Genomic DNA, 18,330 nt, shown 5'->3' on the forward strand with positions numbered 1-18,330 from the left:
GTTTTCGTTTAGCACCGCAGAGTTCGACAGCCCACGTGCTAATGGCTGTATCGCATTCGAGGCGTGTATCTTCCGTCCGCTGTCTGGATGAAGAATTCCGAAAGCTGCGGATGGCGTACAGGCTCGCCCGATTCATCCTCGAGCAGATTCTGTTCGGACACATAGGCCACGTATTCCGTCTCCTCGTTTTCGGCGAGAAGATGGTAAAAGGGCTGATCCTTCGATGGGCGAACTTCTGCGGGAATGGATTGGTACCATTCCTCAGTGTTGTTGAACTGCGGATCGATGTCGAAGATGACACCCCGGAAGGGGAAAAGCCGGTGGCGGACCACCTGACCGATAGAGAATTTCGCCGTTTTGATTTTCTGCATTGCACAAAGCCTTTCCCACTATGTGGCCCAGCTTTGATTGCAATTCAATCCCGGCTTGGGGATGGTCCTCTCCTTCCTCCGGCCTAAGCACGCCGCGGCAGGCGGGGTAGGAGAGCGGCAAAGCCGCTGCCGGGCTGCATACCCTCGCGCATGAAGAAACCCCTCAAAGCGGGTATTCCGCCGAGCAGGCTTAATCCGGCGCTTCTCAGCAATTGAGCCGGAAGGAGGTCCGACAGGAGAGAGGCGTTGATCAGATTGACGGCACTGGACCGGGCTACGATGTCCGGACGGCGGCGCGCCTCGTAGGAGGCCAAGGCAAGGGACGAACCCGGATCATCGGGATGCTTGCGCACCATTTCCACCAGATCCGCCACGTCGCGCAGGCCGAGATTGAGGCCCTGGGCCGTGATCGGCGGGAAGACATGGGCGGCCTCGCCGACAAGCGCGATGCGGTGGGCCGCGAAGCGGGTGGGCAGAGCCGACACGAGCGGGAAGACCTGGCGACCCGATTCAACCGTTACTTCGCCAAGGAAAGATTGTTGGCGCTCTTCAATGCGTTCGGAAAGCGCGCGGTCGTCCAGCGCCATCATCTCCTCCGCCTGTTTGGGGCGCATCACCCAGACGAGGCTTGAGCGGAAGCCGCCCGGCAGGGGCACCTGCGTGCAGGGACCGTGCTCGGTATGGAATTCCGTGGAACTGAAACCATGATGCCTGGCATGCGCGAAATTGAGGACGAGCGCGCTTTGGTTCAATTCGCGGCGCTTTGTCCTGATCCCGGCAGCCTCGCGGGCGGGCGAGTTGCGCCCGTCGCCGGCCACGGCAAGGCTGGCGCGGATGGCGGTACCGTCGCCCAGTAGAGCCTCGACATAATCGGAATCCGTCCGCCAGGCCGTGACGATCTCTTCGTGCCAGCGGATGTTCCTCCTTTCCCTGACCGCGTCGGAAAGCGCCTTGTTCAGCGCTGCGTTGGGAATGTTGAGGCCGAAATAATCCTCGCCGATTTCGGCGGCGCGGAAGGTAACTGCTGGACTGCGGATCAGGCGGTTCGTCCCGTCCACGATCCGCATCGTGGAGAGCGGGGCGGCAATTTCCGCGAGCGTTTCCGCGAAGCCGAGTTCCTCGAGAAAGGCAATTGCCGGTCTCATCAGTGCCGTCGTACGCCGATCTATGGAGGAAGGCGGGGGACCGGCCAGGATCACGTCGCAGCCCAGATCGGCCAAGGCCAACGCTGCAGCCAGGCCGACAGGCCCCGTTCCCGCAACCAATATCATGTCCATGCCTTCTTCTTTCACCTGCGGCTCATCCATAGCACGCCAGATATAGGAGCCATTCGGGCAGATCAATGTAGAGCCGGCTGCTATTGCCGGGCGGAGAACCTGACGCTGTTTTCCACATGCTTTGCTGGAATATACTGCGCGTTCTTGCATGAGCGTGCTAGATGGCAAATCGGCGCTGGAGGGGCAGGGATGAAAAGAAGGCGGCAAGTGATATGGCGGCATAAGGCCGGTCGGCCTGGCCCCCTGAGTCTCTTGCTGTCCAGCGCGCCCGAAACTGTCCGAGGCTTCGATTGATGGCGCCGACGAGGAAAAAGAAGGTCACTGCACCACAGGCCAAGGCCTTTTCTGTACATCTTCTGACGGCGTCCGGCTCTTTCCTGGCGTTCCTGTCGCTCGTCGCTGCGAGCGAGGAGCGATGGACGGCCATGTTCTGGTGGCTGGGTCTTGCGTTGCTCGTTGACGGAATCGACGGCCCGATCGCACGGAAACTCCAGGTCAAGGACGTGCTGCCTACCTGGTCAGGCGATCTCCTGGACAATGTGATCGACTATGTGACCTATGTCCTGATCCCTGCTTTCGCACTTTACCAGAGCGGCTTCATGGGCGAGGGCCTCTCTTTCCTCTCCGCCGCGCTCATCGTCGTGTCGAGCGCGATCTATTACGCCGACACCGGAATGAAGACGAAGGAAAACTTCTTCAAGGGATTTCCCGTCGTCTGGAACATGGTCGTCTTCACCCTGTTCGTCATCGCGCCAGGCGAATATGTTTCCTTTGGCGTGGTGGTGATATCCGCTATCCTGACATTCCTGCCGATCCATTTTCTTCATCCGGTCCGGGTGGCGCGACTCAGGATTTTCAATCTCGGCATCTTCCTCGCCTGGTGTGCTTTCGGCGCAGTGGCGCTCCTCCAGGACATGAAGGCAGCCGGATGGGTGAAGGTCGGGATCGGTGCTACCGGGCTCTATCTCTATTGCATCGGCGCTGTCATGCAGGCGATGCCGCAACTTGGAAGAAAGGGAGCGTGATTGTGGCGAAAGCGATCCGTTTGCGCGAGACCGGCGGCCCGGAAGTTCTGCGACTGGAGGATTTCGATCCCGGGAAGCCCGGACCAGGCGAAGCCCTGATCGAGCACAAGGCGATAGGTCTCAACTTCATCGATATCTATCACCGCACAGGTCTGTACCCAACCGACAAGCCTTTTACTCCGGGCAGCGAGGCCGCGGGAATCGTGCTGGAGGTGGGGGCAGGAGTTGAGCACCTGGAGCCCGGCGAACGCGTCGCTTATTGTGTCTCGACCGGTGGAGCTTATGCCGAGCGGCGGCTGATTGCGGCGGACCGGCTTGTGCGCGTGCCGGACGCGATCTCGGACGAGCAGGCTGCAAGCGTCATGCTGAAGGGGCTCACGGCCTGGTATCTCCTGCGGCGTACTTTCCCCGTAAAGGCGGGCGACACGATCTTATGCCATGCGGCCGCCGGCGGGGTCGGCCTCATCCTGGGACAGTGGGCCAAGCATTTGGGCGCCACCGTGATCGGTACGGCGGGTTCGAAGGAGAAGGTGGAACTTGCCTTGGCTCATGGATACGATCATGTCATCGATTACAGCAAAGACGATTTCGTCGCCGCCGTTCGCGAGCTGACGCAGGAACGCAAGTGCGATGTGGTCTATGACTCCGTCGGCAAAGATACTTTCCCTGGTTCGCTCGACTGCCTGCGGCCTCTGGGCATGTTCGTGAGCTTCGGCCAATCCTCAGGCGTGGTGCCGCCCTTCAGCGTCAATCTCCTGGCCCAGAAGGGCTCGCTCTTCGCCACCCGGCCCAGCCTCTTCACCTATATTGCCGCGAGGAAAGACCTCGAGGAGGGAGCCCGAGAGCTTTTCTCGGCCATAGAAGGCGGGGCCGTTCAGGTCGTCGTGAACCAACGCTATCCGCTTTCCGACGTGGGAAGGGCGCATGAGGATCTCGAAGCACGTCGCACTACAGGTACGACTGTACTGATCCCTTCGTGAGGCTTGAATCTCTTTCCGACCCCAGCGAAAGCTATTGCATCGCAAGAATGCGCGCCTACGATAAACACGGGAACAAGAAAATGAATGGGAGGTGTTGTGCAAGCAACACTTGAGGATCCGGTGGCGCCGCTTCTCGAGGCGCGCGGACTGACCAAGATTTTCGGGACGCTGAGGGCATGTGACCAGGTCGACCTGAAGATCAGCCGCGGGGAGATCCATGCCCTTCTGGGCGAGAACGGCGCCGGAAAATCGACACTCGTCAAGATGCTCTTTGGCGCCCTCGAGCCGGCCGAGGGCGTGATCCTCTGGCAGGGCAAGCCAGCCGCGATCAGCAGTCCGCGCGAGGCGAGACGCTTGGGCATCGGTATGGTGTTCCAGCACTTCTCGCTGTTCGACGCGCTCACGGCGGCCGAGAACATCATGCTTTCACTGGATGATCCAGCGCCGGCCAGTGCGGTGACCACGCGTGCGCGCGAGCTCTCCAAAGCGTATGGTCTTCCCATCGATCCCGATGCTCACGTGGGTGACCTTTCAGTAGGCGAGCGCCAGCGTATCGAGATCATCCGCTGCCTGCTGCAGAACCCGGAACTGATCATTCTCGACGAGCCGACATCGGTCCTTACCCCCCAGGAGGCCGACAAGCTGTTCGAGACCCTGGAAAAGCTGAAGCTCGAGGGCCGATCGATCCTCTACATCTCCCACCGGCTTGAAGAGGTAAAGCGGATCTGCGACCGGGCCACGGTGCTGCGCCAAGGCAGGGTGGTGGCCGAATGCGATCCGCGCAAGGAAACCGCTTCTTCGCTCGCAAGAATGATGGTGGGCGACGAGGTTCAGCCGGTCGTCCGCGACAAGCCTGCCGCGCAGCGCGAGGTGCTTTTGGAGGTCAGCAATCTGAGCCGGAAGGCGAGCCATCCCTTCGCCGTCCCGCTCTCCGGGATCAATCTGTCGGTTCATGCGGGAGAGATACTCGGCATCGCCGGTGTCGCTGGCAACGGCCAGGGCGAATTGTTCGAGGCAGTCTCCGGCGAAGTCATCCAGGACCGGCCGGACACTGTCCGAATACGTGGCAAGGACGCCGGGAAGTTGGATATTTCCGGCCGGAGGTTGATGGGTGCGGCCTTCGTTCCGGAAGAGCGGCTGGGGCATGCAGCGGCACCGGCCATGACATTGTCGCAGAACCTGCTTCTGTCCAGATACCGCACCGATGCCAGGGCGTTTCTTTCTCGCTTCGGCATCATTCGCAATGGCTTGGTAGCGCAGGCGGCCAAGCGTATTTCGGCGGCGATGGACGTGCGCAAGAGCGCAGAGGATCCCGAGGCTTCGGCCCTTTCCGGCGGAAACCTACAGAAATTCGTGATCGGGCGCGAGCTCGATCGGCAGCCCCTCGTAATGATCGTCAACCAGCCCACTTGGGGTGTAGACGCCGGAGCTGCGGCTCGTATTCGCCAGGGCCTCATTGATCTCGCCAGAAACGGCTCGGCGGTGCTTGTCATAAGCCAGGATCTCGATGAGCTTTTCGAGATATGCGATGCCATCGCCGTGATGCATGGAGGAAGCCTGTCGGCGCCCATCCCGATTGCCGAAGCCACCTATGAGAAGGTCGGGTTGCTCATGGGAGGCGCGGAGCCCGGCCATGCCGCAACCCCGCTGGCGGAGGCCGTCTGATGCGCCTTGAGCTTGTCAAACGACCTCAGCATTCGGCGCTCTTCAGTGCCCTTTCGCCGTTTATCGCGCTGGCGCTGACGCTGGTCGCGGGCGCGATCGTCTTCATGTTCCTTGGCAAGAACCCAGTCGAAGCGCTGTACTATTTCTTCATCGACCCCCTGCGGGAAACTTGGTCGCTGCACGAACTGGCGGTGAAAGCCGCGCCTCTGATCCTGATCGGGGTCGGCCTTTCGATCTGCTATCTTTCCAACAACTGGAATATCGGTGCGGAGGGCCAGTTCATCATCGGCGCAATCGTGGGCGCGATCTTGCCGGTGATGTATCCGGATCTCCAGTCCTGGATCGTGCTGCCTCTGATGCTTCTCATGGGAATTTTGGGTGGTGCTGCCTATGCCGCCATCCCCGCTTTTCTCAAGGTGAGGTTCAACACGAATGAGATCCTGACCAGTTTGATGCTGGTCTATGTCGCTCAGCTGTTCCTGGACTGGATCGTACGGGGACCATGGCGGAACCCGGCGGGCTTCAATTTCCCGGAGACCCGCACATTCCACGACTATGCAATTCTGCCTGAGATCTGGCCCGCCTCCGGGCGCGCTCACTGGGGTTTCGTCTTTGCTCTCCTAGCAGCTCTTGCACTCTGGTTTCTCCTTTCCCGTACGCTCAAGGGGTTCGAGGTGAAGGTGATCGGCCAGAGTCCGCGGGCAGGGCGCTTCGCCGGCTTTTCGCGCAATCGCATGGTGATCTTCGCCTTCCTCGTCTCAGGCGGGCTCGCGGGCCTGGCGGGCATCAGCGAGGTCTCGGGCGCGATCGGTCAGCTTCGACCGTCGATTTCGCCAGGCTATGGTTTTACGGCGATCATCGTGGCTTTCCTTGGCCGGCTCAATCCGCTCGGCATCATAGCCGCCGGTCTGATTTTGGCGCTTACCTATCTGGGCGGCGAGGCGGCGCAGATATCCCTCGGTGTGACCGATAAGGTGGCACGGTCATTCCAGGGCATGCTGCTCTTCTTCGTCCTCGCCTGCGACATGCTTATTCACTATCGCATCCGCGTCACGAGGCCCGCTCTCGCGACCAAAGCGGAGCGCGCTGCCGAGGAGCCCGCGCATGCTTGAATCGGTTTTGATCACGATCGCCACCGCAGCCACGCCGCTTTTGATCGCAGCGATGGGTGAATTGGTGGTAGAGCGCTCCGGCGTGCTCAATCTCGGCGTGGAGGGCATGATGATCATGGGGGCGGTGACCGGATTCGCGGTCGCTGCCATGACAGGGTCTGCCTGGCTCGGCGTTTTTGCCGCGATTCTTGTAGGGGCGGCCTTCGCCCTGCTCTTTGGCTTCCTTGCGCTGACGCTTGTAACGAACCAGGTGGCAACGGGATTGGCCCTTACCTTGTTCGGGCTCGGCCTTTCCGGCATGCTGGGCGAGAGCTTCGTCGGCCTGCCGGGCGTAAAGTTGGACCCGATCTATATTCCGGGCCTTTCGGACCTGCCTTTTGTCGGCAGGCTTCTGTTCGGGCAGGATCCGCTATTCTATGTGTCAATCCTGCTCACCGTCGGCGTGGCATATTTCCTGTTCTCCACACGCGCCGGATTGATGCTGCGCGCGGTCGGCGACAATCATGTATCTGCCCATGCTCAGGGCATAAACGTAATCGGCATCCGCTATCTCGCGGTTCTGTTCGGGGGCGCCTGCGCTGGTCTCGCGGGAGCTTATCTTTCGATCGTCTACACGCCGCAATGGGTGGAGAACATGACGGCGGGGCGCGGTTGGATCGCGCTGGCGCTTGTGGTCTTCGCATCCTGGCGGCCCTGGCGCATCGTGGCTGGGGCTTATCTTTTCGGCGGCGTCACGATCGGCCAGCTACACGCGCAGGCGCTCGGCGTCGGAATTCCATCGCAGCTTCTGTCTGCGCTTCCCTATCTCGCGACGATTGTCGTACTTGTCTTGATCTCCAGGAATCGGCGACTGACCATGATGAACACACCGGCATCTTTGGGGCGGGCCTTTGTGCCCGATCGCTGAGTGTCTCCGCATGGACCGGGCTGTTTGATGCAACAGGGCGTAGAAGGCGCCACAGGCAACCATCAGAGAGGATGAGGAAATGAAAACATCAATGAAGGCATTTGCCGCAGCCGCCGTGCTCGGCTTCGCCGCCGCAGGGACCGCCCAAGCGCAGGACCCCACCAAGGCATGCTTCATTTATGTCGGCCCGATCGGCGATTTCGGCTGGTCGTACCAACACCATCAAGGGGTGCTCCAGCTCGAGAAGGAGCTGGGCGACACGGTGGAAACTGCGTATTTGGAAAGCGTGCCGGAAGGCGCGGATGCGGAGCGCGCGATCGAGCGCTTCGCACGTTCCGGCTGTGATATCATCTTTACGACGTCCTTCGGATACATGGACGCAACCAACAAGGTCGCCGGACGCTTCCCGGATGTAAAATTCGAGCACGCGACCGGTTACAAGCGCGATCATCCGAACGTCTCCACCTATAATTCGCGCTTCTATGAGGGCCGCTACGTACAAGGCGTCATTGCCGCGAAGATGTCGAAGGCGAATGTAGCGGGCTACATCGCTTCCTTCCCCATTCCCGAAGTCGTGATGGGCATCAATGCCTTTATGCTGGGAGCACAGTCGGTCAATCCGGACTTCAAGGTCAAGGTCGTCTGGGCGAACACCTGGTTCGATCCCGGCAAGGAGGCTGACGCCGCAAAGGCTCTGATCGATCAGGGCGTCGACATCATCACCCAACACACCGACTCAACGGCGCCTATGCAGGTAGCGGCGGAGCGCGGCATCAAGGCGTTCGGTCAGGCCTCCGACATGATCAAGTTCGGCCCCGAGACCCAGCTCACCTCGATCGTGGACGAATGGGGCCCGTACTACGTCAAGCGCGTAAAGGCCGTGCAGGACGGGACCTGGGAGCAGGTGGACGTCTGGGGCGGCTTCAAGGAGGGCCATGTGGTGATGGCGCCCTATCAGAACATGCCCGACGATGTGAAGGCCTTGGCCCAGGAGACTGAAGACAAGATCCGCTCGGGCTTCAATCCGTTCACGGGTCCGATCAACAGGCAGGATGGTTCGCCTTGGCTTGCCGAAGGCGAGGTGGCCGATGATCCCACCCTGCTCGGCATGAATTTCTATGTCGAAGGAATCGACGACAAGCTGCCGAACTGAGTACATTTGTTCGCAGCAGGCGTAAGAAAGGGGCAGCTTGTGCTGCCCCTTTTTTCTTGCCCGCATCGATGATGTCCTGACAGTAAGATGTCAGCAGATCTTTGATAGGGTGATGGCCGTCACCCGAAGGAGAGTAACATGCTGACCTTCTATCACGCTCCCTGGTCCCGCTCTTCCGCCATCTTTTGGCTCCTGGAGGAACTAGGCACCGACTATAGGATGGAACTCGTGGACATTCGCGCTGGCGCGCCTGAGGACTATCGTCTGATCCAGCCCAGCAAGAAGGTTCCGGCAATCGATCATGACGGAACCATCGTCACCGAACGCGCCGCCATCACCATTTATTTGAGCGATCAGTTTCCCCAGGCCGGCCTTGCACCGCCGATCAACGATCCAAGCAGGGCGGCTTATCTCACGACACTCGTCTATCATGACGCGGTGTTTGATCCGGCAGTCTCTGCCAAGGTCCACGGGCTGAGCTATATCAGCAACGATTATTCCTTTGGCCTGTACGATGACGCGGTCTCCTACCTGGAGCGCAAGCTGTCGGCGGCGCCATTCGCGGCAGGTGAGCGGTTCACCGCTGCCGACGTGATCCTGGGCATGGGGATCAATTACACGATGAACATCCTTAAGGGGCTACCGGAAAAACCGGTGTTCAAGGACTATGTGTCCCGTGTGACGGATCGACCTGCCTTCAAGCGCAGTCAGGAAAGAGATGCCGAGCTGGCGGCGCAGGTTCCAGCCTTCCAGGCGTTGTTCCAGGGGAATACGCCTTAGGCCACATCGATCGAGCTCCAACAGCGGATTGCGCAGCGCGCCCCCTGTAATGGGATGTCGCCCGGGATAGGGGCGCGCCCGTTCAAGGGCGCGCTCTGCTGCATTAAGGATTATGTAACCATTAACTTTCTGTTGCGCTCCGGCAACACTTTCTCAAGATGCATTAGGCTAAAAGGAAGCGGGGACTGGTCGTCAACTTCCCGCCATAAAACAGGCGCACCGAGAAAGCTCTCGACTGCACCTTGCGTAACTGTGCGTTTAGAGAAGAGGCCGCGAGGCGGCAAAGGTGATAATGGACGCTCGTGCGATCTCGAAGGAAAAGCTGCCCAGCCGCTACGTCACTGTAGGGCCCGAGCGCGCACCGCACAGGTCTTATCTCTATGCGATGGGATTGTCGGCGGAGGAGATCGCTCAGCCGCTCGTGGGGGTGGCAACCTGCTGGAACGAGGCCGCCCCGTGCAACATTTCCCTGATGCGCCAAGCGCAGGTGGTCAAGAAGGGGGTGGCAGCGGCGAAGGGCACGCCGCGTGAATTCACCACGATCACCGTCACCGACGGTATTGCCATGGGCCACCAAGGGATGAAGGCCTCGCTGGCATCGCGCGAGGTCATCGCCGATTCGGTGGAACTCACCATGCGCGGCCATTGCTATGACGCCCTGGTGGGGCTTGCCGGTTGCGACAAGTCGCTGCCGGGCATGATGATGGCCATGGTGCGGCTCAACGTGCCGTCGATCTTCATCTATGGCGGTTCGATCCTTCCGGGCACTTATCGCGGGCGGCAGATTACCGTGCAGGACGTCTTCGAGGCCGTCGGCCAGCACTCGGTGGGCTCCATCTCCGACGAAGAACTGACAGAGATCGAGCAGGCGGCCTGTCCTTCGGCCGGGTCCTGCGGCGCCCAGTTCACGGCAAATACCATGGCGACGGTCGCGGAGGCGATCGGGCTCGCCCTGCCATATTCCTGCGGCGCCCCGGCTCCGTACGAGATGCGGGACCGTTTCAATTACGCCGCCGGCGAAAAGGTGGTGGAACTGGTCGCACGCCAAATCCGCCCGCGCGACATCGTCACCCGGAAGGCGCTGGAGAATGCGGCAGCCGTCGTGGCCGCCTCCGGCGGATCGACGAACGCGGCGTTGCATTTGCCGGCCATCGCGCATGAAGCCGGGATCGAGTTCGACCTGTTCGATGTCGCGGAGGTCTTCAAGAGAACTCCTTACGTCGCCGATTTGAAGCCCGGCGGCAAATACGTGGCCAAGGACATGTTCGAGGCTGGGGGTATTCCGCTGCTCATGAAGACGCTGCTTGAGCACGGCTATCTGCATGGTGATTGCCTGACGGTCACCGGCCGGACCCTCGCGGAGAACATGGAGCGGGTCGAGTGGAACGAAGCGCAGGATGTCGTGTATCCCGCCGACCAGCCATTGAGCCCTACCGGCGGCGTGGTCGGGCTGCGGGGCAATCTTGCGCCCGAGGGAGCCATCGTGAAGGTGGCCGGGATGAAGAATCTGCGCTTCTCCGGCCCGGCGCGCTGCTTTGATTCGGAAGAGGCATGTTTTGCCGCCGTGTCCGAGCGCCGTTACAGGGAAGGCGAGGTGCTGGTTATCCGTTACGAGGGTCCCAAGGGCGGCCCTGGCATGCGCGAAATGCTTGCCACCACGGCCGCCCTCTATGGGCAGGGGATGGGCGACAAGGTGGCACTAATCACGGATGGCCGCTTTTCGGGTGCGACCAGGGGTTTCTGCATCGGCCATGTGGGCCCGGAAGCAGCCGTAGGCGGGCCGATCGGGCTTCTTGAAGATGGCGATATCATCACCATCGATGCGGTCGCGGGTACAATCGACGTTGCTCTAGGCGAGGCGGAACTCGATGAGCGCCGCGCTGCCTGGAGGCCGCGCGAGACTGATTACCAGTCCGGCGCGATCTGGAAATATGCGCAGACCGTGGGGTCAGCGCGCTATGGCGCGGTCACACATCCCGGCGCCGGGAAAGAAACGCACTGCTATGCGGACATATAGGCATATGACGGCCCGGTTATTTGCCGGAGCCCTGGTCTTGTTCGGGACGCTTGGCCCGGCGCTCGCCCTCGACGAGAAACTCGTGGTGCAGCCGCCATCGCGCAATCCGCTGGCGATGTTCCGCTTCGGCTTCTCGGCCTATAAGCGTGGCGAGAAGCAAGAGGCGGTCGAGGCCTATCGCTATGCCGCTGAAAACGGCCAGGTGGGTGCACGCTGGAAGCTCGCCCGTATGTATGCCGAAGGCGATGGCGTAGCGCGCAACGATTACGAAGCGTTCAAGTTCTTCGCAGCCGTTGCCCAGCAGGATGTCCAGCCGGGAAGCCGAGACGAGAGCTATGTTTCAGACGCGCTTTTGGCAGTCGGCAATTACCTGCGCCGTGGCATTCCCGGCACGCCGGTGACGCCAAACCCGGCTGTCGCGCTCGAATACTATATGCGCGCGGCGGCGACATATCGGAATGCAGATGCTCAGTTCGAACTCGGCCGCATGTTCCTCACGGGCGAGGGAGGCGCGAAGAGCGTCCAGCAAGCTGCAAGATGGCTGCAGCTGGCGGCGGAGAAGGGGCATGTCGGGGCGCGGGCGACATTGGGCAACCTTCTTTTTCAGAGCGGAAAGGTCGTGCGTGGCTTGGCCTTGATGACTGCAGCGCTGGAGCAGGCGGCGCCCGGCGATGTCGGTTGGATTCGCGCGATGCAGGAAGAGGCTTTCGCGCTGGCCGGCGAATCGGACCGCCGCACAGCGATTGCGCTGGCCGAGGATTATCTTGCAAACGGGATGGAATAAGCCGAGAGCAGACGCTGCTCTCGGCTATGCCGCGATCTCTAGTTCGGCGACGACGGGAACGTGGTCGGACGGTTTTTCCCAAGCACGCGTGTGCTTCTGCACGGAAACGGAGACGAGCCGATCCGCCGCTTCCGGGGACAACATCAGATGATCGATGCGGATACCGTTGTTCTTTTGCCAAGCTCCGGCCTGATAGTCCCAAAATGTGAAGGTGCCGGATTCGTCGGTTGCCGCACGCAGCGCATCGGTTAGCCCGAGATTACAGAGCCGACGAAAGGCCTGCCTGCTCTCTGGCTGATAAAGTGCGTCTCCCAGCCAATTTTCCGGGTTCTTCGCATCAGCGGGTTCGGGAATCACGTTGTAATCGCCGGCGAGCACCAGCGGCTCTTCAAGCATGAGGCGCGCCCTCGTCCAGCGTTCCAGCCGGTCCATCCAGGCGAGCTTATAAGCGAACTTCTCGCTGGCAACAGGATTGCCGTTGGGAAGGTAGAGCGACGCGACTCGCAGCACGCCTGCGTTTGTCGAGAAGACACCTTCGATGAACCTTGCCTGCTCGTCGCCATCATTTCCCGGCAAGCCGCGGTTCACCTCGTCGAACCGGATCCGAGAAAGAATCGCAACGCCGTTGAAGCCCTTCTGACCGTTCGTTTCGACGTGATAGCCCAGCGCCTCCACGGGTTCGCGGGGAAACTGTTCGTCGACTGACTTGATCTCTTGCAGGCAGACGATGTCTGGCGAAGCCTCCTGCAGCCAATGCAGGAGATTCTCTATGCGCGCCTTGACACCGTTGATGTTCCAGGTGGCGATCTTCATGAGCGGGAGGTCCAAGCTTGGTCGGAGTTCAGACTAGAGAACGTCATCATAGGGATATCTCGGTAAGGCTGCGTACCGCGGAACAACTGCCGGAGGCAATGGTTGGGGGCGAGATTCGACAAACGGAGATCTCAATGCGCGCTCTGATCGCAGCCCTCGGAATTTACGGCATCTATCGCTTGTGGCGGTCCCGCTCCACGCGCCCCCGTGCGCTGCTCCAGGATATGCGCCGGGACCGGCGAGGCCGAGAGAGGCCGGAATCGCGCCCAAGGAAGGTGGTGTACGAGGTGGTGGAGCATGATGGTGGCTGGGCCTACAAAGTGGGCGACGTCTTTTCCGAGACCTATCCCACGGTGCAGGAGGCCACGGAAGCCGCCGAGCGGGCCGCCGCCGCCCATCAGGCCGCTGGCAGCGACGAGATGATCCAGTACCAGGATGGGGCTGGACGCTGGCACGAAGAGCTGGAAACCGGCGATAGCAGGCCGGAAACAGAGGTCGATCAGCAGGCCGCCCGCCACTGAACAGGATCGATATAAGCATGGCAGATAATAAACGGGAGCCGAGCGGGAGGCGCAGCGATAAGCGGGCGATTCTGATCACCGCTGCAATCGTTGTCGTGGTGCTGGCTTTGTTCCTGCTTTACGATGGTGGGTTTCGGACGGCCTCGGACAGTCCGTCCGGCGGCCCTGACCAGGACGCCGCGCCTACGCAGACTGAGGAAACCGCGCCGACAACTCCCCAAAGCCCGCGCTGACAGCAGAATCACGGAACCAATTCGCCTCTCATCCGTTGTCGCACAACAGCGGAGGAAGGCAGTTGCACATAATCGACACCGTTGTTTGCCGGGAAAACAAGAACAGCGCATGGGTGAATGTGGTGTTCCTGGGAGACCAAGGCGAATCGGTGTCGGTGCGGGTTCCCTGTACGATTCCCACCGGCAACGATGTCGGTCGCAACTATATAATCAAGCAGGCAACGATCCTGCTGCGGAATTTAATAAGCTGCGACAGCTTCAACATGCTGGGAGAAAGGGGCTGGTCTCCGCATCGTGGGCGCTTCGGTGTGCCTGCTGAAAGGCCTGCTGTTGTCCCGGAAGCCGTTGGAAGCTGGTCCGAGGACTGACCGGCCGCCCGATATCGTTCATCGCTTCGTAATCCATTAGACTCATCATCCCGCGAGGGCTGGAAAGCCGTCTGCGGACTCCCCATATGGATAAGCGCGGCGGTCGTTCTACTGCGCGCTCCTCATCGTGGCCCATATCGATATCGGCGCAAGATAATTGCGACCTGGGCTTGACGGGTGGGCCTGTTGCGCGTATTACCCGCCTCGTCTGAGCCGATGTGAGGCCTTTCTTTTCGGAACGACGCGTTCCGGAGCTTGAGTCTCAAACAGGGTTCGTTTTAACGAGCGACAGACTTCCGGGGCAAGAAGCGGAGTACGCTTCCTCTGCATATATTCGGGCCGGACCGCATGACTGCGGTTTGATGCCCGAATTTGCGTTAGGAACGATGTTTCGTCCAGGACGGAACCCGAACTCGCTCAGGACACGAGATTGTAACAAGGGAAGGTTTGATGCCGACCGTAAGCCAGCTGATCCGCAAGCCGCGCCAAGCGCCGGTGAAGCGCAACAAAGTGCCCGCCATGGAGGCGAACCCGCAAAAGCGCGGTGTGTGCACGCGCGTCTATACGACGTCGCCGAAGAAGCCGAACTCGGCCATGCGCAAGGTGGCGAAAATTCGGCTCGCCAACGGCTTTGAGGTGATCGGCTACATTCCGGGTGAGGGTCACAACCTGCAAGAGCACTCCGTGGTGATGATCCGCGGCGGGCGCGTGAAGGACCTTCCTGGTGTGCGCTATCACATCATCCGTGGCGTGCTCGATACGCAGGGTGTGAAGAGCCGTAAGCAGCGTCGCTCCAAATACGGCGCGAAGCGTCCGAAGTAAGGGTTACCCGGCTTCGGCGCTTATTGGCGCCAGGCCTCGAAGGTGAGAGACGAAGAAGATGTCCCGACGTCACCGTGCAGAAAAGCGCGAGATCAACCCGGATCCGAAATTCGGCGACGTGGTTGTGACCAAGTTCATGAACGCCATCATGTACGAGGGCAAGAAGTCCGTTGCCGAGAAAATCGTCTATGGCGCGCTCGATCAGGTGCGCGACAAGACGAAGCAAGAGCCGGTGGCGATCTTCCATCAGGCCCTCGACAATGTTGCGCCGCATGTGGAGGTCCGCTCCCGTCGCGTGGGTGGTGCCACCTATCAGGTTCCGGTGGATGTACGTCCGGAGCGCCGCCAGGCGCTCGCCATCCGCTGGCTGATTTCGGCTGCGCGCGGCCGCAACGAGAAGACCATGGTCGAACGCCTTTCCGGCGAGCTCATGGATGCTTCCAACAATCGTGGCACTGCCGTGAAGAAGCGCGAAGATACGCACAAGATGGCCGAGGCCAACCGCGCATTCTCGCATTACCGCTGGTAAGGCGGGTAAGAAGAAGAGGACCCCACGATGGCCCGCGAATATAAGATCGAAGACTACCGAAATTTCGGTATCATGGCGCATATCGACGCCGGTAAGACGACGACGACGGAGCGCATCCTGTACTACACGGGTAAGTCGCACAAGGTCGGCGAAACCCACGACGGCGCTGCTACCATGGACTGGATGGAGCAGGAGCAGGAGCGCGGGATCACGATCACGTCGGCCGCGACGACGACCTTCTGGAAGGGTCGTGATGGCAGGCAGCGTCGGTTCAACATCATCGATACGCCGGGCCACGTGGATTTCACCATCGAAGTGGAGCGTTCGCTTCGGGTGCTGGACGGCGCCATCGCGCTGCTCGATTCCAATGCGGGCGTCGAGCCGCAGACCGAGACTGTCTGGCGGCAGGCTGAGAAGTATCATGTTCCGCGCATGATCTTCTGCAACAAGATGGACAAGGTCGGCGCTGATTTCTATCGCTGCCTCGACATGATCAAGTCGCGCCTCGGCGCCCTTCCGGTGGCGATGCAGCTTCCGATCGGTGCGGAGACCGAGTTTAAGGGCGTCGTCGATCTCATTGAGATGAAGGCGCTGATCTGGCACGAAGAGTCGCTTGGCGCGTCCTGGGATGTCGTCGATATCCCGGCCGACCTGCAGGCTAAGGCCGAAGAATATCGCGAGAAGCTGATCGAGGCCGCTGTCGAAATGGACGAGGCTGCGCTCGAGGCCTATCTCGAGGGCACGATCCCGTCGAATGACGAGCTGCGTCGCCTGATCCGTATCGGCACCATCGGAGTGAAATTCCATCCGGTGTTCTGCGGTACCGCCTTTAAGAACAAGGGTGTGCAGCCGCTTCTTGATGGCGTGGTGGATTTCCTGCCGTCGCCGGTGGATATTCCTTCCATCAAGGGCGTGGACGCCAAGACGGAAGAGCCGATCGAGCGTCATGCCGATGACAGCGAGCCGCTTTCTATGCTCGCCTTCAAGATCATGAACGACCCCTTCGTCGGCTCGCTTACCTTCTGCCGCATTTATTCCGGTGTGCTCAAGAAGGGCGTGTCCCTCGAGAACACCGTTAAGAGCAAGCGCGAGCGCATCGGTCGCATGCTGCAGATGCACTCCAACTCCCGTGAGGACATCGAAGAGGCGTTCGCCGGCGATATCGTGGCGCTTGCCGGTCTTAAGGAGACCACCACGGGCGATACGCTCTGTGATCCGCTGAAGCCGGTCATTCTGGAGCGCATGGAATTCCCCGAGCCGGTCATCCAGATCGCGATCGAGCCGAAGACCAAGGGCGACCAGGAGAAGATGGGCCTCGCGCTCAATCGTCTCGCCGCCGAGGATCCGTCCTTCCGTGTCAAGACCGACGAGGAGAGCGGGCAGACCATCATCGCCGGCATGGGTGAGCTTCACCTGGACATTATCGTCGACCGCATGCGGCGCGAGTTCAAGGTCGAGGCGAATGTCGGTGCCCCACAGGTGGCCTATCGTGAGACGATCACCAAGGTTGCCGAGATCGACTACACGCACAAGAAGCAGACCGGCGGCTCGGGTCAATTCGCCCGCGTCAAGATCATTTTCGAGCCCAATCCCGAGGGCGAGGATTTCGTGTTCGAATCCAAGATCGTCGGTGGTTCGGTGCCGAAAGAGTACATTCCCGGCGTTCAGAAGGGGCTGGAAAGCGTTCTTTCCTCCGGTCCGATTGCCGGCTTCCCGATGCTTGGCGTGAAGGCCACGCTCGTGGACGGTGCTTATCACGACGTCGACTCGTCGGTGCTCGCCTTCGAAATCGCTGCTCGTGCGGCATTCCGCGAAGGCGCCCAGAAGGCCGGTGCGCAGCTCCTCGAGCCGATCATGAAGGTCGAGGTGGTCACGCCGGAAGAGTATGTCGGTAGCGTGATCGGCGATCTGAATTCGCGGCGCGGTCAGATCCAGGGGCAGGAGGCGCGCGGCAATGCCGTTGTCGTGAATGCCATGGTGCCACTGGCGAACATGTTCAAATATGTCGACAATCTGCGTTCGATGTCGCAGGGCCGCGCCCAGTACACGATGCAGTTCGACCACTATGAGCCGGTCCCCAGCGCGGTTGCGCAGGAGATCCAGAAGAAATTCGCGTGATCGCCCGAAGGGCTCACCAAAAGAAGGCCTGACCAGGCAGGAAAGTAACGGAGACCTCACATGGCCAAAGGTAAATTTGAGCGTACGAAGCCGCATGTGAACATCGGGACGATTGGTCACGTCGACCATGGCAAGACGTCTCTGACGGCAGCGATCACGAAGTTTTTCGGCGAGTTCAAGGCGTATGAGCAGATCGACGCGGCGCCTGAGGAGAAGGCACGCGGCATCACGATCTCGACGTCGCATGTGGAGTACGAGACGGAGAACCGTCACTACGCCCACGTGGACTGCCCTGGCCACGCCGACTATGTGAAGAACATGATCACGGGGGCGGCGCAGATGGACGGCGCGATCCTGGTGGTTTCGGCGGCCGACGGCCCGATGCCGCAGACGCGCGAGCACATTCTTCTGGCCCGCCAGGTCGGCGTTCCGGCGATCGTTGTGTTCCTGAACAAGGTCGACCAGGTTGACGATCCGGAGCTTCTGGATCTGGTTGAGCTTGAGGTTCGCGAGCTTCTGTCGAAATACGAGTTCCCGGGCGACGACATTCCGATCATCAAGGGCTCGGCGCTTGCGGCGCTCGAGGACTCCAACAAGGAGATCGGCGAGAATGCGGTCCGCCAGCTGATGGCGGAAGTGGACGCCTACATCCCGACGCCGGAGCGCCCGATCGACCAGCCGTTCCTGATGCCGATCGAGGACGTGTTCTCGATCTCCGGCCGCGGCACGGTGGTGACGGGTCGCGTTGAGCGCGGTGTTGTCAAGGTCGGTGAGGAAGTCGAGATCGTCGGCATCCGTCCGACCTCGAAGACGACGGTGACGGGCGTCGAGATGTTCCGCAAGCTGCTCGACCAG

The 18,330-nt window shown here is 60.7% G+C and carries 19 protein-coding genes; 16 read left to right on the forward strand and 3 right to left on the reverse strand.

The window, feature by feature from the left end; translation table 11 throughout:
* Positions 1 to 38: 38 nt before the first annotated feature.
* Positions 39 to 371, reverse strand: a complete 333-nt coding sequence (hspQ, locus tag CHEJ32_RS0105425; RefSeq protein WP_198023818.1) for a heat shock protein HspQ — start codon at positions 369 to 371, stop codon at positions 39 to 41.
* An 83-nt stretch (positions 372 to 454) separates the two neighbouring features.
* Positions 455 to 1,648: a UbiH/UbiF family hydroxylase gene (locus CHEJ32_RS0105430; protein ID WP_034657926.1), complete on the reverse strand. Its 1,194-nt coding sequence runs from the start codon at positions 1,646 to 1,648 to the stop codon at positions 455 to 457.
* A gap of 293 nt (positions 1,649 to 1,941) precedes the next feature.
* On the opposite strand from CHEJ32_RS0105430, the gene pcsA reads away from it, so the two are divergent.
* From pcsA to CHEJ32_RS0105475, 9 genes are all read left to right on the forward strand, one after another.
* Positions 1,942 to 2,673: a phosphatidylcholine synthase gene (gene pcsA, locus CHEJ32_RS0105435; protein ID WP_028032956.1), complete on the forward strand. Its 732-nt coding sequence runs from the start codon at positions 1,942 to 1,944 to the stop codon at positions 2,671 to 2,673.
* A 2-nt stretch (positions 2,674 to 2,675) separates the two neighbouring features.
* Entirely contained in the window at positions 2,676 to 3,653 is a 978-nt protein-coding gene (locus tag CHEJ32_RS0105440; protein WP_028032957.1) for a quinone oxidoreductase, read from the forward strand.
* 84 nt (positions 3,654 to 3,737) lie between these two features.
* Entirely contained in the window at positions 3,738 to 5,318 is a 1,581-nt protein-coding gene (locus tag CHEJ32_RS0105445) for an ABC transporter ATP-binding protein (RefSeq protein WP_034657878.1), read from the forward strand.
* The gene (locus CHEJ32_RS23970) at positions 5,318 to 6,430 is read left to right on the forward strand and encodes an ABC transporter permease (protein ID WP_034657879.1); all 1,113 of its coding nucleotides are present in this window, start codon (positions 5,318 to 5,320) and stop codon (positions 6,428 to 6,430) included. The genes CHEJ32_RS0105445 and CHEJ32_RS23970 overlap by 1 nt, the downstream gene beginning before the upstream one ends.
* A complete protein-coding gene (locus CHEJ32_RS0105455) occupies positions 6,423 to 7,337 on the forward strand; it encodes an ABC transporter permease (RefSeq protein ID WP_028032959.1) in 915 nt (304 codons plus the stop codon). The genes CHEJ32_RS23970 and CHEJ32_RS0105455 overlap by 8 nt, the downstream gene beginning before the upstream one ends.
* A gap of 79 nt (positions 7,338 to 7,416) precedes the next feature.
* Entirely contained in the window at positions 7,417 to 8,490 is a 1,074-nt protein-coding gene (locus CHEJ32_RS0105460) for a BMP family ABC transporter substrate-binding protein (RefSeq protein ID WP_028032960.1), read from the forward strand.
* A 138-nt stretch (positions 8,491 to 8,628) separates the two neighbouring features.
* Positions 8,629 to 9,270 carry a glutathione S-transferase family protein gene (locus tag CHEJ32_RS0105465; protein ID WP_028032961.1) on the forward strand — a complete coding sequence of 214 codons (642 nt, stop codon included), beginning with the start codon at positions 8,629 to 8,631 and terminating at the stop codon, positions 9,268 to 9,270.
* A gap of 292 nt (positions 9,271 to 9,562) precedes the next feature.
* Positions 9,563 to 11,287: a dihydroxy-acid dehydratase gene (gene ilvD / locus CHEJ32_RS0105470; protein WP_028032962.1), complete on the forward strand. Its 1,725-nt coding sequence runs from the start codon at positions 9,563 to 9,565 to the stop codon at positions 11,285 to 11,287.
* A 4-nt stretch (positions 11,288 to 11,291) separates the two neighbouring features.
* Positions 11,292 to 12,071: a tetratricopeptide repeat protein gene (locus tag CHEJ32_RS0105475; protein WP_156936615.1), complete on the forward strand. Its 780-nt coding sequence runs from the start codon at positions 11,292 to 11,294 to the stop codon at positions 12,069 to 12,071.
* Positions 12,072 to 12,095: 24 nt separating this feature from the next.
* Here CHEJ32_RS0105475 and xth read toward each other — a convergent pair whose 3' ends face one another.
* Complete coding sequence (xth, locus tag CHEJ32_RS0105480; RefSeq protein WP_028032964.1) at positions 12,096 to 12,884, reverse strand: exodeoxyribonuclease III; 789 nt, start codon at positions 12,882 to 12,884, stop codon at positions 12,096 to 12,098.
* Between the two features lie 134 nt (positions 12,885 to 13,018).
* Here xth and CHEJ32_RS0105485 point away from each other — a divergent pair, with 134 nt between their 5' ends.
* The 7 genes from CHEJ32_RS0105485 to CHEJ32_RS0105515 form a co-directional block, all read left to right on the forward strand.
* On the forward strand, positions 13,019 to 13,405 hold the full coding sequence (locus tag CHEJ32_RS0105485; protein WP_245260979.1) for a DUF2188 domain-containing protein: 387 nt from the start codon (positions 13,019 to 13,021) through the stop codon (positions 13,403 to 13,405).
* 17 nt (positions 13,406 to 13,422) lie between these two features.
* Positions 13,423 to 13,638 (forward strand): hypothetical protein, encoded by a 216-nt coding sequence (locus tag CHEJ32_RS0105490; RefSeq protein ID WP_028032966.1) that lies wholly within the window; start codon positions 13,423 to 13,425, stop codon positions 13,636 to 13,638.
* 62 nt (positions 13,639 to 13,700) lie between these two features.
* Complete coding sequence (locus CHEJ32_RS0105495) at positions 13,701 to 14,006, forward strand: hypothetical protein (protein WP_028032967.1); 306 nt, start codon at positions 13,701 to 13,703, stop codon at positions 14,004 to 14,006.
* Positions 14,007 to 14,456: 450 nt separating this feature from the next.
* A complete protein-coding gene (gene rpsL, locus CHEJ32_RS0105500; RefSeq protein ID WP_028032968.1) occupies positions 14,457 to 14,828 on the forward strand; it encodes a 30S ribosomal protein S12 in 372 nt (123 codons plus the stop codon).
* Positions 14,829 to 14,886: 58 nt separating this feature from the next.
* Complete coding sequence (gene rpsG / locus CHEJ32_RS0105505) at positions 14,887 to 15,357, forward strand: 30S ribosomal protein S7 (protein WP_028032969.1); 471 nt, start codon at positions 14,887 to 14,889, stop codon at positions 15,355 to 15,357.
* Between the two features lie 27 nt (positions 15,358 to 15,384).
* A complete protein-coding gene (gene fusA, locus CHEJ32_RS0105510; protein WP_028032970.1) occupies positions 15,385 to 17,475 on the forward strand; it encodes an elongation factor G in 2,091 nt (696 codons plus the stop codon).
* A 60-nt stretch (positions 17,476 to 17,535) separates the two neighbouring features.
* Positions 17,536 to 18,330 (forward strand): elongation factor Tu (locus tag CHEJ32_RS0105515; protein WP_028032971.1); only part of this gene is annotated, 795 nt, incomplete at its 3' end.

This window comes from Chelativorans sp. J32 (assembly GCF_000518985.1).
Lineage (GTDB): Bacteria > Pseudomonadota > Alphaproteobacteria > Rhizobiales > Rhizobiaceae > Chelativorans.